The sequence below is a fragment of the Streptomyces californicus genome (genome assembly GCF_000717645.1).
GTDB lineage: Bacteria > Actinomycetota > Actinomycetes > Streptomycetales > Streptomycetaceae > Streptomyces > Streptomyces californicus.
The window spans coordinates 108,620-123,275 of record NZ_JNZZ01000016.1 but is presented as its reverse complement, the minus strand read 5'-3'; the positions used below and the strand labels follow the sequence as shown (position 1 = coordinate 123,275).

Genomic DNA, 14,656 nt, shown 5'->3' with positions numbered 1-14,656 from the left:
AAGAGGCGCGCGGCGGTCGCGGACGATCAGCCCGCCGCGAACCCCGCTGCGCGCGCCCGCGGGTTCCTGTTTGGATGGCGGGCATGCCGATCTTCGCCGCGTACGACACGACCCCGCTCGCCTACCGCCTGGTGGGGGAGGGGGAGCCGCTCATCTGCCTTCCCGGCGGGCCCATGCGGGCGAGCGCGTATCTGGGCGACCTCGGCGGGCTCGCGGCCCGTCGGCGGCTCGTCCTGCTGGACCTGCGCGGCACCGGGGACTCCGCCGTGCCCGAGGACCCCGCGACCTACCGCTGCGACCGCCTCGTCGACGACGTGGAGGCCCTGCGCGAGCATCTCGGCCTCGACCGGATCGACGTACTGGCGCACTCCGCCGGGACGGACCTGGCCCTGCTGTACGCCGCCCGGCACCCCGAGCGGCTGCGGACCCTGACCCTCGTGACGCCGAGCACCAGGGCCGTGGGCATCGAGGTGACCGGCCAGGACCTGCGCGAGGCCGCCGAACTGCGCCGCGACGAACCCTGGTACCCCGAGGCCCGGGCCGCCCAGGACGCCCTGCTCGCCGGCGGTCCCTTCGCCGAACTGTGGCCCGCCGTCCGCCCCCTCACCTACGGCCGCTGGGACGAGGCGGCCCGCGCCCACGCCGGGGCGTCCGCCGGGCAGACCAACGCCGAGGCCCGCGCACGCTACTCCGAGGAAGGGGCCTTCGACCCCGCGGCGACGGCCGCCGCCCTGCGCGGGACGGCCGTCCCCGTCCTGGTCCTCGCCGGGGAGTACGACGGCCATCCGCGCCCCGACCGGGCCACGGAGCTGGCCGCGCTCTTCCCGTACGCCGAGTTCGCCGTCCAGCGCGGCGCCGGGCACTTCCCCTGGCTGGACGACCCCGGGGCCTTCGCCCGCACGGTGGCGGCGTTCCTGGACCCGGAGATCCGCACGGTCCAGGCGGGCGGAATCCGGCTGGCGTACCGCGAGTGGGGCGAGGAGGGAGCCCCGCCCGTCGTCCTGCTGCACGGCAGGTCCGGCTCGTCCGCCGGATGGGCCCGGATCGCCCGGGACCTCGCCGTCGACCACCACGTGTACGCCCCCGACTTCCGCGGCCACGGGCTGAGCGACTGGCCCGGCCGCTACTCCTTCGAGACGTTCCGCGACGATCTGCACGCCTTCCTGGAGGCCCGCAACCTGGCCGGCGCGACCGTCGTCGGGCACTCCATGGGCGGGGTCGCCGCCTACCTCCTGGCCCAGCGCGAACCCGACCTGATCGGGCGGCTCGTCATCGAGGACGCCCCGCCCCTCCTCCCGCTCGACCCGCCCAGGCCGCCCGCCGTCCGCCCCGAGGGCGCCCTCGACTTCGACTGGCCCGTCGTCCCCGACACCGACGCCCAGATCAACGACCCCGACCCGGACGTCCCGCTGCGCCTCCCGGAGATCACCGCGCCGACCCTCGTCATCGGCGGCGGCCCCACCAGCCACATCGACCAGGAACAGCTCGCGCGGATGACCCGCGCCATCCCGGGCGCCACGTCGGTCACCATCGACGCCGGACACCTGGTCCACACCGACCGGCCGGAGGAATTCCTCGCGGCGATCAGGGAGTTCGGCCTCACGGACCGGCCCGGGGGCGTGCGCTGACCGGGTGGGCGTCGGCCCCGGACCGCCCGGCGGGCCGTTCTCGACGCTCCGCGTCCCGTTCCCGGCGCGCCACGGGGTCCGACGATCACATCGATCGCGGGCCGGACGTATGACGGCGCGGGTCCTCAGGCCGGTCCGTCCTCCGCCGCCACCGCCTTCGCCCACCGGTAGTCTGCCTTGCCGCTCGGCGAACGCCGGATGCGGTCGGCCAGCACCAGGGCCCGCGGGATCTTGTATCCGGCGAGCCTGCTCCGGCAGTGCTCCTGCACTGCCGCCAGGCTCAACGTCCCGGTGCTGTCGCGCAGTTGGATCACGGCGGCGACCCGGTTGCCCCACCGCTCGTCGGGGACGCCCGCGACCAGGGCGTCGTACACGTCCGGATGGGACTTGAGCGCCTGCTCGACCTCCTCCGGATAGACCTTCTCGCCCCCGGTGTTGATGCACTGGGAGCCCCGGCCGAGGACGGTGACGATGCCGTCCGCGTCCACCGTCGCCATGTCGCCCAGCAGCACCCACCGTTCACCGCCCCGGTGGAAGAAGGTGTCGGCGGTCTTGGCCGGGTCGTTGTAGTAGCCGAGCGGCACGTGCCCGCGCTGGGCGATGCGGCCCGGCTCGCCGGGAGCCACCGGCTCGTGCGTCGCCGGATCGACCACCGCCGTACGGGCGTTGACCCGCACCCGGAAACCGTTCTCGGGCCCCGAGTCGGCGGTCGCCGTTCCGTTGAACCCGGACTCGGACGAGCCGAAGTTGTTCAGCAGCATCACCGTCGGCACGAGCGCCTGGAACTCCGCCCGCACCGAGTCCGACATGACGGCCCCGGAGCTGGAGACCGAGAACAGCGACGAGCAGTCCGTGCCGCGGCAGGGCCCCTTCAGGCAGTCGATCAGCGGACGCAGCATCGCGTCGCCCACCAGCGACACACTGGTGACCTTCTCCCTCTCGATCGTCCGCAGTACTTCCTCGGGGACGAACTTGCGGTGCACGACCACGCGTTGACCGAAGTTGAAGCCGATGAACGCGGTCAGCGTGGAGGTCCCGTGCATCAGCGGCGGAGTGGGGAAGAAGGTGATCCCCTCGCCGCCCGCCGCGACCCGCCGGGCCAGCTCGCCGGGCGACTTCACCGGATCACCGGTCGGCGCCCCGCCGCCCAGACCGGAGAAGAACAGGTCCTCCTGGCGCCACATCACCCCCTTGGGCATGCCGGTGGTGCCCCCGGTGTAGATGATGAACTGGTCGTCGCCGGACCGGGACGCGAATCCCCGGCCGGCCGAACCCGACCTCTCCGCCTCACCGAACGGCACGACCGGCGGGCCCGGGGGAGCGGCCGGTGAAGGTCCCGTACGGGCCGTCGGCGCGGGCCCCACCCGGATCAGATGCCGCAGCCCCGTGGCCTGCGGCGCCGCCGCCGCGACCCGCTCGTCGAACTCCCCGTCGAAGACCAGCGCCGCCAGGTCCGCGTCCCGGTAGAGGTAGACCAGTTCCTCTTCCACGTAGCGGTAGTTGACGTTCACCGGGACGATGCGGGCCTTGAGGGCGCCCAGCACCGTCTGGAGGTACTCCACCCCGTTGTAGAGGTGCAGCCCCAGATGCTCGCCCGGCCGGATGCCCGCGTCGATGAGATGGTGGGCGATCCGGTTGGCCGAGGCGTCCAGCTCCGCGTAGGTGAGCCGTCGCTCCGCTCCCGTACCGGGGTGGTCGACGTAGAGGAGCGCCTCACGGTCCGGCACCACGTCCACGACCGACTCGAACAGGTCGGCAAGGTTGTACTCCACCGTTCCTCCTGGTCCCGGGGCGACTGGCGGCACGGGCGTCATTAGAGCGCCGGGCGGCACAAGTGGGAAGGGGTGGCGGCGAAAGAATCTGACGAGCTGTCAGAAAACTATTGAACTGTGTCCTCTCCTCCTGCAACCTGTTCCCCTCCGCAGACAGGAGTCGGTCATGGGCGGTACGGAACACCTCACCGTGCGGCGCGAAGGCGCCACGCTGGTCCTCATGTTGAACAGGCCGCAGGCGAAGAACGCGCTGTCGCTGCCGATGCTCGTGGGCCTGTACGACGGATGGCTCGCGGCCGACGCGGACGACACGGTCCGCTCCGTCGTCCTCACCGGCGCGGGCGGGGCGTTCTGCGCGGGCATGGACCTCAAGGCGCTGGCGGGCGACGGCATGGAGGGGGAGGAGTACCGCGAGCGGATGACCGCCGACCCCGACCTCCACTGGAAGGCGATGCTGCGCCACCACCGCCCCCGCAAGCCGGTCATCGCCGCGGTGGAGGGCCCCTGTGTCGCGGGCGGCACCGAGATCCTCCAGGGCACCGACATCCGCATCGCCGGAGCCGGAGCCGTGTTCGGGCTCTTCGAGGTGCGCCGGGGCCTCTTCCCGATCGGCGGCTCCACCGTCCGCCTGCCCCGCCAGATCCCCCGCACCCACGCCCTCGAAATGCTCCTCACCGGCCGCTCGTACACCGCCGACGAGGCCGCCGCCATCGGACTCGTCGGCAGAGTCGTGCCCGACGGAGCCGCACTGGAGGAGGCCCTCGCCGTCGCCGACCGCGTCAACGCCTGCGGCCCGCTCGCCGTCGAGGCCGTCAAAGCCTCGGTCTACGAGGGCGCCGACCTGACCGAGAGCGAGGCCCTGGCCGCCGAACTGAGGCGCGGCTGGCCGGTGTTCGCCACCGAGGACGCCAAGGAGGGCGCCCGCGCCTTCGCCGAGAAGCGTTCGCCCGTCTACCGGCGCGCCTGATCCCAGGACCCGGCGCGCCCGATACCAGGAGAGAGCCATGTCCGACGTCCTCAGCGCCCCGTTGGTGGTCGAGTTCCCCTTCACCCGCTCCCTCGGCCCCGTCCAGAGCGCCTTCCTCACCGGGCTCCGCGAGCGCACCGTCCTCGGTGTCCGCACGGACGACGGCACGGTGCTGGTGCCGCCCGTGGAGTACGACCCCGTCACCGCGAACGAGCTGCGCGACCTGGTCGAGGTGGCCCCCACCGGCACCGTCACCACCTGGGCCTGGAACCCTTCCCCGCGCCGTGATCAGCCGCTGGACACCCCGTTCGCCTGGGTGCTGGTCCGCCTGGACGGCGCCTCCACCGCACTCCTGCACGCCCTCGACGCCCCCGGGCCCGAGAGCGTCCGCACCGGCATGCGCGTCCGCGTCCGCTGGGCCGCCGCGCGCACCGGGGCGATCACCGACATCGCCTGCTTCGAACCGTACGAGGGCGCAGCGGCCGGCGGCGAACCGGCACCGCACACAGGGGAGTTCGCCGACCCCGTCACCGGCATCGTCGCCCCGGCCCGCCTCGACTACACCCACACACCGGGCCGCGCCCAGAGCGCCTACCTGGCCGCCCTCGAAGGCCGCCGCACCGTCGGCGAACGCTGCCCCGCCTGCCGCAAGGTCTACGTACCGCCGCGCGGAGCCTGCCCCACCTGCGGAGTCGCCACCGCCGAACAGGTCGAGGTCGGGCCGCGCGGCACGGTCACCACGTTCTGCATCGTCAACATCAAGGCGAAGAACCTCGACATCGAAGTCCCGTACGTCTACGCCCACATCGCCCTCGACGGCGCCGACCTCGCCCTGCACGGACGCATCGCCGGCATCCCGTACGACCAGGTGCGCATGGGCCTGCGCGTCGAACCCGTCTGGGTGGACGGCGTCCGCCACCCCGACCACTACCGGCCCACCGGCGAGCCCGACGCCGACTACGACACGTACAAGGAGCTGGTGTAGATGCGGGACGTCGCCATCGTCGCCTTCGCCCAGAGCGCCCACCGGCGGCGCACCGACGAACTCTCCGAGGTGGACCTGCTGATGCCCGTCCTCCACGAGGTCCTGGGCGCCACCGGCCTCAGGGCCAACGAGATCGGGTTCACCTGCTCCGGCTCGGCCGACTACCTCGCCGGGCGTGCCTTCTCCTTCACCATGGCGCTCGACGGCGTCGGCGCCCACCCGCCCATCTCCGAGTCGCACGTCGAGATGGACGGGGCGTGGGCGCTGTACGAGGCGTGGGTGAAGATCATGACCGGCGAGGCGGACACCGCGCTCGTCTACTCCTACGGCAAGTCCTCGCCCGGCCGGGTCCGCGACGTCCTCACCCGGCAGCTCGACCCCTACTACCTCGCCCCCCTCTGGCCGGACTCCGTCGCGCTCGCCGCCCTCCAGGCCCAGGCGCTCATCGACGCGGGCGACACCGACGAGCCCGCCCTCGCCCGGATCGCCGCCCGCAACCGCGCCGCCGCCGTCGACAACCCGTACGCCCAGCTCACCGGCGACGTCCCCGCCGGCGACCACCTGGTGCGGCCGCTGCGCACCGGCGACTGCCCGCCCGTCGGGGACGGGGCCGCCGCCGTGATCCTCGCCGCCGGCGACACCGCCCGCGCCCTGTGCGCGCGGCCCGCCTGGATCCGCGGCATCGACCACCGCATCGAGGCCCACGCCCTCGGCGTACGCGACCTGACCGACTCCCCGTCCACCCGGCTGGCCGCCGAACGTGCCGGAGCCTTCGAACGGCCGGTCGACACCGCCGAGGTGCACGCCCCCTTCACCTCGCAGGAAGTCGTGCTGCGCAAGGCGCTGCGGCTGGGCGACGAGGTCCGCGTAAACCCCTCCGGCGGCGCGCTCGCCGCCAACCCGGTCATGGCCGCCGGGCTCATCAGGCTCGGGGAGGCCGCCGCCCGCGTCCACCGCGGCGAGTCCGACCGGGCGCTCGCCCACGCCACCTCGGGACCCTGCCTGCAACAGAACCTGGTCGCCGTCCTGGAAGGGGAGAGCGCTCATGCGTAAGGAGCCCGTCGCGGTCGTCGGCGTCGGCCAGACCAAGCACGTCGCCGCCCGGCACGACGTGTCCATCGCCGGACTGGTCCGCGAGGCCGCCGTCCGCGCGCTGGAGGACGCGGGGCTGGCCTGGAGCGACATCGACGCCGTCGTGATCGGCAAGGCCCCCGACTTCTTCGAGGGCGTCATGATGCCGGAGCTCTACCTCGCCGACGCCCTCGGAGCCGTCGGCAAACCCATGCTCCGCGTCCACACGGCGGGCTCGGTCGGCGGATCGACCGCGCTGGTCGCCGCCAACCTCGTCGCCGCCCGCGTGCACCGCACCGTGCTCACCCTCGCCTTCGAGAAGCAGTCCGAGTCCAACGCCATGTGGGGTCTCTCGCTGCCCGTCCCCTTCCAGCAGCCGCTGCTGGCCGGCGCGGGCGGCTTCTTCGCCCCGCACGTGCGCGCGTACATGCGGCGGAGCGGGGCCCCCGACACGGTCGGCTCGCTCGTGGCGTACAAGGACCGCCGCAACGCGCTGAAGAACCCGTACGCACACCTCCACGACCACGGCATCACCCTGGAACAGGTCCAGAGCTCGCCCATGCTCTGGGACCCGGTCCGCTACTCCGAGACCTGCCCGTCCTCCGACGGCGCCTGCGCCATGGTCCTCACCGACCGCGACGGCGCCACACGCTCGCCCCACCCGCCCGCCTGGGTGCACGGCGGGGCGATGCGCAGCGAACCGACCCTGTTCGCCGGCAAGGACTTCGTCTCACCGAGGGCCGGCCGGGACTGCGCCGCCGACGTCTACCGCCAGGCGGGCATCACCGACCCGCGCAGGGAGATCGACGCCGTCGAGATGTACGTGCCGTTCTCCTGGTACGAGCCGATGTGGCTGGAGAACCTCGGCTTCGCGGACGAGGGCGAGGGCTGGAAGCTCACCGAGGCGGGCGTCACCGAACTCGACGGCGACCTCCCCGTCAACCCGTCGGGCGGCGTCCTGTCCACCAACCCCATCGGCGCCTCCGGCATGATCCGCTTCGCCGAGGCGGCCCTCCAGGTACGGGGCCGGGCGGGGGAGCACCAGGTCGACGGGACGGCCCGAGCGCTCGGCCACGCCTACGGCGGGGGCGCGCAGTTCTTCGCCATGTGGCTGGTGGGATCCCAGCCCCCGCCCGGCTGAGGAGAGGCGGCGGGCCCGGCTCCGGAGGGCCGGGCCCGGCTCCACGACGTGAGCCGGGACACGTACCATGGGCGGCATGTCCTTCCTCCGCCGCCGTAGCGCCGCAACACCCGCGGGCCCGGACTTCGACGTCCTGGCCATGGACCCCGGGGACTGGCCCGGCAACCTCGGCGCCGGTCTGCTCCCCGCCCCCGACGGCAGCTGCCAGGGCGTCTTCCTCCGGTACGACCTGTACGGCGGCCGGGGCCCGGCGATGATCATCGGCAACCTCCCGGAGGGCTCGCCCGCCCGCGAGACCGAGGAGGGCCAGGTCCCCTTCGAGGTGGCCCAGCTGCTGCTCGCCCTGGAGAACGACGAGCCGATCGAGGTCGTCAGCACCGAGGACGTCCCCGTCATGCAGGGCGACAACCTGCTGATCGTCCGCCGCGTCAAGCTCTCCGAGAGCCGTATCTCCTGCGTCCAGTTCGACCGCAGCGACGGCGTCCTCGTGACCATCGCCAGCTGGGACCGGCCGATCACCGACGACCTGTACACCCTGCTCAAGCCGCTGCCCGCGGAGCTCTTCCAGCAGGGCTGACACCTCCGCGCCCGAGGCCGCCCGGACCCCTCCGGGCGGCCTCACGCACACCGTGGCCGCGGCAGGCGTGGCGGACCCGGTCAGGATCCGCCGGACGCGCCCGAGGCCGTGCCGACCGTCTCCCGGACCATCAGCCGGGCCACCTGCGCCGCCGACGTACCGAGCCCCACCGGCCCGCCGAGGTGCCACGGCGCACCGTGGACCCGGCGCAGGTCCTCCTCGCGGTAGCGGCGGCATCCCCGGTGCCAGATCAGGATGCCCGCGAGCCAGTGCTCCAGCTCCCGCACATAGCCCGCCAGCACCTCCCGCGCCTCGGCATCCAGGTCGAAGTCGTCGTACAGCGCGGGCAGTTCGACGTCGGCGACATGACGGAACTGGCGCAGCCGCGAGTTCATCAGGTCGTGCACGATCGCCACGCCCGTCGGATAGTCGACGCCGAAGAAGTTCTGCACGACCAGGGCTCCGTTGTGCACCTCGCCCTCGTACTCGATCTCCTTCTGGTACGAGAACAGGTCGTTGAGCAGGCACGCGTAGTCCGCGGCCGCGTTCTCCAGGGACCGCAGGGGGCCGCTGCGGTAGACCTCCTCGGGAACCCGCTTGCCGTGTCCGAGCCGGCACAGGCTCATCGTCAGGTCCGAGCCGAACGTCGCCCGCCGCATCTCCACGTAGTCGACCGGGTCGGGGACGCGGTTCTGAGCCTGGTTGGACAGCTCCCACAGCCAGCTCGCGGTCATGGTCTCGATCGCGGTACGGAAGGCGCGCCGCGCACCCGCGTCCATCGGGCCCGCCGTCCTGTCCCAGAGATCGCCGAGGCTCCGCTCCAGGGCGTTCACCGGCTCCGGGGTCCCTTCGCCGTCCAGCGGCATGAACAGCGACAACCGCTCGTTCGCGAGCCGCGCCCCCGCCAGGTCCCTGGTGCGTCCGTGCACCACCGGGAACCAGTCGTCCCCGTACGTCCCCCAGGCCAGCCACGCCGAGGACAGGTCCAGCCCGTCCGGCGTCGCGTCCGGATGGATGCCCGCCGCGCACAGCGGCAGGTCGATCGCGCGGATCCGGTCCTCGTCCCAGATGTGCGAACCCGGGACGCCCGGCTGCGCCTGGAGGATGCCCATCCGCCGCGCCCAGCCGACGACCCGGACGCGGGCCCCCTCCAGGTGGGGGCTGAGCGTGGTGGTGTAGGGCAGGTCGAAGTCCGGGAGGATCGAGGGACCCACATGCCGGTACGGCACATGGCTGTGGCTGCGGGCCCGCGCGGTCTCCGAGCGGAGGGTGAACCGCAGCGAGGCGGCGGACATGCCGAAGCCGGGCACGGCCTCGCCCGCGCCGCCGCCGTTCATGTAGCGGCTGGAGCGCATGTGCCACTCATGCCCGCCGGACTGCCAGTCCTGGAGCCCCTTGGCGTACGCCAGCACGGCCGCGGTCTCCTCCGGGCCCAGCCCCTTCTCGGCGCAGAGCGGGCCGAGCTCGGTGAGAACGGTGTTCTCGAACTGCTGCAGCCGTGAGGTCAGCAGATCGTTGACGGCTTCGGCGGCCTCCTGCGTGGAGCAGCCGAGGAAGGTCTCCAGCACCAGCACGCCGTTGCTGTTCTCCCCCTCGTCCTCCACCTCCCGCTGGTAGGAGAAGAGGTCGTTGCGCAGGTGCACCGCGTCGGAGAAGGCGTCCCGCAGGACCCGCAGCGGCCGGGACGCGGCGACCCGGTCCGGCACCTCGGCCCCGGCCGCGTACTCCACCAGACCCGCCGACCAGGGCGCGCCGCCCACCTTCCGGCGCATCTCGATGTACTCGACCGGGTTGGCGATGCGGCCCTCGTGGATGTTGGACAGCTCCCAGAGGGACTCGTTGAGGAGGTTCTCCGTGGACTCCGCGAACCGGGCCCGCCAGCCGTCCGTCATCGCGGGGATCGTCCGGGTCCACAGATCGGCGAGCCCCGCCTCCACGGGGTTCTCCGGCTCCGGGAGCGCCGCCCCGCGCTCCATCGGCATGAAGGCCGGCAGCCGGTCCAGGTACCGCTTGGCGCCCTCGCGGTCGGGCGTGCGCTTGAACAGTTCCAGGAAGTGGTCGTCGAAGAAGAAGACCCACACGTACCAGTCGGTGACCAGGCTCAGCGCCTCGGCCGAGCAGTCGGGATGGGTGTACGCGCACAGGAGGGCGTAGTCGTGCGCCTCCAGGTCCTTCTCCTCCCAGATACCGGACCCCTCCAGCATTCCCATGGAGCGGGCCCACTCCCGGGTGTGCGTGCGTGCCGTCTCCAGGTGCGGGTTGAGCCGGGCCGGATACGGGACGTAGAAGTCCGGCAGTGAGAAGGGCTGTGCCATGTGCGTCGGGCCTTTCCAGAAGCCTCCGCGCGGGGGAACGCGCGGAACGGTGGTGTCCGCGCAGCACTACCCTTCGGCCATACGGAGCACGCACGGCGGCGATTAGTCACATGATCGCTCTGCGGCGGCGCGTGCTCGGAAGGCGGTCGGCGGGGGCCGCCGGGAGCGGCCCGCGGTGGCTCAGTAGGCCGAGTCGACGTTGTCGATCGAGCCGTACCGGTCGGCGGCGTAGTTCGCGGCGGCCGTGATGTTGGCGACCGGGTCGGTCAGCTTCTTCGGGGTGCCCTTGACGTGGTAGGCGTCGAAGGTGGGCTGGATGACCTGGAGGAGTCCCTTGGAGGGGATGCCGTTGCGCGCGTTGATGTCCCAGTCGTTGACGGCGTTCGGGTTGCCGCTGGACTCGCGCATGATGTTGCGGTGCAGTCCCTCGTAGGAACCGGGGATGTTCTTCTTCTTCATGATGTCGAGCGACTCGCGGATCCAGCCGTCGAGGTTGTTCGAGAACTTCTTCGGCGTGACGGCCTTGCGCTCGGTGGAGCGGTTGGCGGCCTGCTTGTCGGAGCGCGCCTCGGCGGCCTTCTTCGCGGCGGCGCTCTCGGCGGCCTTCTGCTCCGCGGCCTTCTCGGCGGCGTCCTTCGCGGTGGGGATGCCCGCCGCGGCGACCGGCTCCACGGATACGGAGGACCGGGCGGCGGAGGTCTGCGCTTCGCTCGTGCCGCCGGTGGCGGCTATGGCGGTGACCGAGCCGGCCGCGACGAGTACGGCGGCGGCGATCTGGTGCGAGCGGGTGATGCGCAGGGTGGAGATGCGGGGCATGCGTGAGCTCTTCCTATGGGGGACGGGCTTGGCGGCCTTCGCGCCGCGTCGGCCGCAACCGGTCCGTACGGGCCGCGTCCGCCGATGGGCGATCGCTGAGGGCTCGTACTCGGTGCTTGCCGGAATCCATGGTTAGCGGGCACCGGCATAGGAAGCAATGACCGTCATTACTATCTTTCATCGTGATATGTCCAATTCATGGGCCGAAAGGATGGTTCATTACGCCGGGCGGGGGCACAGGCGGCTACTATCCGCAGTCGTAGGTGACGTGGGTCTCGTGGCGGGCCTCACCCGTGGGGGACCCCGGAACGGCACAGGGTCAGCACGCGGTCACCGTACGCACGGCAGCGCGCCGCGGTGTCCGGTGTGTCGGCACCGGTCCCCGCAGCGCGCTGCGTCCTCACAGTGGTCAGGTCACTGTGGTCCTCGTCGAGGGGTGCGGGCCCGCGGCCCGCACCCTTCTCCCGCCTCGGCCCTCGGCGGCCTCGCCCATCCGCTCGTACACCCCGCCTCAGCGGGTGCCGACCGCCGCCCGCACTGCCCGCCGCGCCATCGCGCAGTCGTCGTGGAGCCTGCGCAGCAGCAGCCGCTGCTCCTCGCCCGAGGAGATCAGGCCGGGGCGCTCGGACCCGGCGGCCACCGGGGGGGCCTCACGCATGGTGCGCTGGACCGCCGTCTCGTAGTTGCGGATCTCGCGGGTCAGCACCAGCATCAGGTTCACCAGGAACGCGTCCCGCGCGGCCGGCCCCCTGGCCTGGGCCAGCTGACTGATCTGGCGCCGCGCCACTGGGGCGTCACCCAGCACCGCCCACAGCGTCGCCAGGTCGTAGCCGGGGAGATACCAGCCCGCGTGCTCCCAGTCCACGAGGACGGGACCGGTCGGCGACAGCAGGATGTTGGAGAGCAGCGCGTCCCCGTGGCAGAACTGCCCCATCCCCTGTCGGCCACTCGCCTGGGCCAGGCCGTGCAGCAGCTTCTGCAGATCGTCGAAGTCGCGGTCGGTGAACAGCCCCAGCTCGTGGTAGCGCGTGATCCGCGAGGCGTAGTCGAGCGGCGCCTCGAACAGCCCGGGCGGCGGCCGCCAGGCGTTCACCCGGCTGATCGCGCCCAGCGCGGCACGGATGTCGGCCCGCGGCGGCGCCTCCGCCGGATGCCGGGTGAGGGCGGCGACCCGGCCGGGCATCCGCTCGATCACCAGCGTGCAGTTCTCCGGGTCCGCCGCGATCAGCCGGGGCGCCCGCACGGGGGGGCGGTGCCGGACGAACGCGCGGTACGCCGCTATCTCGTGCCGGAACCGCTCGGTCCACGCCGGCGAGTGGTCCAGTAAACACTTCGCCACGGCGGTGGCCCGCCCGGTCGTGCCGACGATCAGGACGGAGCGGCCGCTGCGCCGCAGCACCTGGACCGGGTTGAACTCGGGGCAGACGCGCTGCACGGAGGCGATCGCCATCCGCACCTGCGCGCCCTGCGGCCCGGACAGGTCGATCCTTCCGCTGAGCGGTCCGGCGTCCGGTCCCGGGGCCCGTCGGGCCCGGCCCGGACCCTGCGCCGGTGCGCCGGCGTGAGGAGCCAGATAGGGCCCGGCGCTCGCGCCCATCGGGCGGAGCGGTCGGGGCGGGGCGGACACGGAGGACGATGCTGTGTACATGGGCGAGACAGATCCCTTCGTGCGCCGACAAGGTACGTGCGCCAACCCGGCCGACGGCCGGTCGGCACCCTGGGGAGTACCGAGGGCTGCCGGGCGGGGTGGCGCACTCCTACCTGACAACGGATGACGGGTGGCAGACCATCTGGCGGACCCTGGCGAACCCTGGCGAATAGTCACCGAGCATCTGACCAGGGGTTAGTGTCAAGTCAGCCGAGAACCTGGGGGCTTGACGTGACCGGAGAACCCAACACCCGCCTTTCTGACCTGTTCGGCCTGGCCGGCTGGTCCAAGGGCGAACTCGCGAGACTGGTGAACCGGCAGGCGGCGGCCATGGGCCACCCGCAGCTGGCCACCGACACCTCGCGCGTCAGGCGCTGGATCGACATGGGGGAGTCCCCCCGTGATCCCGTGCCCGAAGTGCTGGCGGCTCTGTTCACCGAGCGGCTCGGCCGTGTCGTGACCATCGAGGACCTCGGGTTCGGCCGACGCGGGCGTGTGGGGAAACGGCGTGACTCCGGGACGGACGACGATCCGGATCGACTGCCGTGGGCGCCCGAACGGACGGCAGCGGTTCTCACCGAATTCACGGGAATGGACCTCATGCTCAACCGACGCGGCTTGGTGAGTGCGGGCGCCGCGCTCACCGCCGGATCAACCATCGCCGGCCCCATGTACGAATGGCTTCGCAACGCCCCCGCTCCGGCGGCCGAAGCACCACGCGCCAACACGCCCGCACACGCCGATCCCGCCGGTTTCGACCGGTACGAGGCGGCGCCGGTCGGCTCCGAGGAGATCGAGGCCCTGGAGTACTCCGTCGAGGTGTTCCGTCGCTGGGACGCCTCCCGGGGCGGCGGGCTGCAGCGCAAGGCCGTCGTGGGCCAGCTCAACGAGGTGGGCGGCATGCTGGCCTACCGCCACCCCGATCATCTCCAGCGCCGCCTGTGGGGCGTCGCCGCCAACCTCGCCGTCCTCGCGGGCTGGATGTCCCACGACGTCGGCCTCGAACCCACCGCCCAGAAGTACTTCGTCATCGCCGCCCACGCGGCGCGCGAGGGAGGCGACCGGCCGCGCGCCGGAGAGGCGCTCTCCCGCGCGGCACGCCAGATGGTGCACCTGGGCCGGCCGGACGACGCGCTGGACCTGATGAAGCTCGCCAAGTCCGGCTCGGGCGACGAGACCCTGCCCCGCACCCAGGCGATGCTGCGCACCATCGAGGCGTGGGCGCAGGCGTCCATGGGCCGGGGGCAGGCGATGCGGCGGACCCTCGGAGAGGCCGAGGAACTCTTCACCTCGGACAAGGGCGATGTGCCCGCCCCCAGTTGGATGCAGATGTTCGACGAGGCGGACCTGCACGGCATGCAGGCGCTCGCCTTCCGCACGCTGGCCGAGCACGACCGCAGCGCCGCGGTCATCGCCCAGCGCCACGCCAAGCAGGCCCTGGAACTGCGGGACGGCGACCGTCGGCGGTCGAAGATCTTCGACTACATCTCGCTCGCCTCGGCCTGCTTCATCGCCAACGACCCCGAACAGGCCGACCGCTACGCCCGGCTCGCGCTGGTGTCGATGGGGGAGACCTCCTCCCACCGCACCTGGGACCGGCTCCGCGAGATGTACCGGCTCACCGGCCAGTTCGCCGGGCACGCCGGTGTCCAGGACCTGCGCGCGGAGATCGAACACGTGATGCCGCCGGCCGGGAAGAAGTCCGGGGGCGCCGAGACCTGACCCGGCGCCCCCGG

Annotated in this window: 11 protein-coding genes; 7 read left to right on the top strand and 4 right to left on the bottom strand. The window is 72.5% G+C overall.

All coding sequences use genetic code 11. From position 1 onward, the window contains the following. The first annotated feature begins 83 nt into the window (after nt 1-83). Nucleotides 84-1,628 carry an alpha/beta fold hydrolase gene (locus IF19_RS0121010; protein ID WP_030276694.1) on the top strand — a complete coding sequence of 515 codons (1,545 nt, stop codon included), beginning with the start codon at nt 84-86 and terminating at the stop codon, nt 1,626-1,628. A 125-nt stretch (nt 1,629-1,753) separates the two neighbouring features. Here the strand turns inward: IF19_RS0121010 and IF19_RS0121005 are convergent, their stop codons facing one another. Further along, entirely contained in the window at nt 1,754-3,400 is a 1,647-nt protein-coding gene (locus IF19_RS0121005; RefSeq protein WP_030121523.1) for an acyl-CoA synthetase, read from the bottom strand. 166 nt (nt 3,401-3,566) lie between these two features. Here IF19_RS0121005 and IF19_RS0121000 point away from each other — a divergent pair, with 166 nt between their 5' ends. From IF19_RS0121000 to IF19_RS0120980, 5 genes are all read left to right on the top strand, one after another. Beyond that, nucleotides 3,567-4,367 carry a crotonase/enoyl-CoA hydratase family protein gene (locus tag IF19_RS0121000; RefSeq protein WP_030276693.1) on the top strand — a complete coding sequence of 267 codons (801 nt, stop codon included), beginning with the start codon at nt 3,567-3,569 and terminating at the stop codon, nt 4,365-4,367. Nucleotides 4,368-4,404: 37 nt separating this feature from the next. Then, nucleotides 4,405-5,352, top strand: a complete 948-nt coding sequence (locus IF19_RS0120995; RefSeq protein ID WP_030116952.1) for a Zn-ribbon domain-containing OB-fold protein — start codon at nt 4,405-4,407, stop codon at nt 5,350-5,352. Continuing rightward, nucleotides 5,353-6,405 carry a thiolase domain-containing protein gene (locus IF19_RS0120990; RefSeq protein WP_030121526.1) on the top strand — a complete coding sequence of 351 codons (1,053 nt, stop codon included), beginning with the start codon at nt 5,353-5,355 and terminating at the stop codon, nt 6,403-6,405. It abuts the gene before it with no gap. After that, nucleotides 6,398-7,564: a thiolase domain-containing protein gene (locus tag IF19_RS0120985; protein WP_030276692.1), complete on the top strand. Its 1,167-nt coding sequence runs from the start codon at nt 6,398-6,400 to the stop codon at nt 7,562-7,564. The genes IF19_RS0120990 and IF19_RS0120985 overlap by 8 nt, the downstream gene beginning before the upstream one ends. 76 nt (nt 7,565-7,640) lie before the next feature. After that, complete coding sequence (locus tag IF19_RS0120980) at nt 7,641-8,141, top strand: hypothetical protein (RefSeq protein ID WP_030116957.1); 501 nt, start codon at nt 7,641-7,643, stop codon at nt 8,139-8,141. 80 nt (nt 8,142-8,221) lie between these two features. Here IF19_RS0120980 and IF19_RS0120975 read toward each other — a convergent pair whose 3' ends face one another. The 3 genes from IF19_RS0120975 to IF19_RS0120965 all read right to left on the bottom strand — a co-directional run bounded on the left by IF19_RS0120975 (nt 8,222) and on the right by IF19_RS0120965 (nt 12,920). After that, a complete protein-coding gene (locus tag IF19_RS0120975) occupies nt 8,222-10,456 on the bottom strand; it encodes a terpene synthase family protein (protein ID WP_030276691.1) in 2,235 nt (744 codons plus the stop codon). 180 nt (nt 10,457-10,636) lie between these two features. After that, nucleotides 10,637-11,272 carry a transglycosylase SLT domain-containing protein gene (locus IF19_RS0120970; protein ID WP_030276690.1) on the bottom strand — a complete coding sequence of 212 codons (636 nt, stop codon included), beginning with the start codon at nt 11,270-11,272 and terminating at the stop codon, nt 10,637-10,639. 511 nt (nt 11,273-11,783) lie between these two features. Further along, nucleotides 11,784-12,920 carry an aminoglycoside phosphotransferase family protein gene (locus tag IF19_RS0120965; RefSeq protein WP_030116961.1) on the bottom strand — a complete coding sequence of 379 codons (1,137 nt, stop codon included), beginning with the start codon at nt 12,918-12,920 and terminating at the stop codon, nt 11,784-11,786. Between the two features lie 231 nt (nt 12,921-13,151). Between IF19_RS0120965 and IF19_RS0120960 the strand changes: the two genes are divergently transcribed. Further along, entirely contained in the window at nt 13,152-14,642 is a 1,491-nt protein-coding gene (locus tag IF19_RS0120960) for a DNA-binding protein NsdB (RefSeq protein WP_030121530.1), read from the top strand. Nucleotides 14,643-14,656 lie beyond the last annotated feature (14 nt).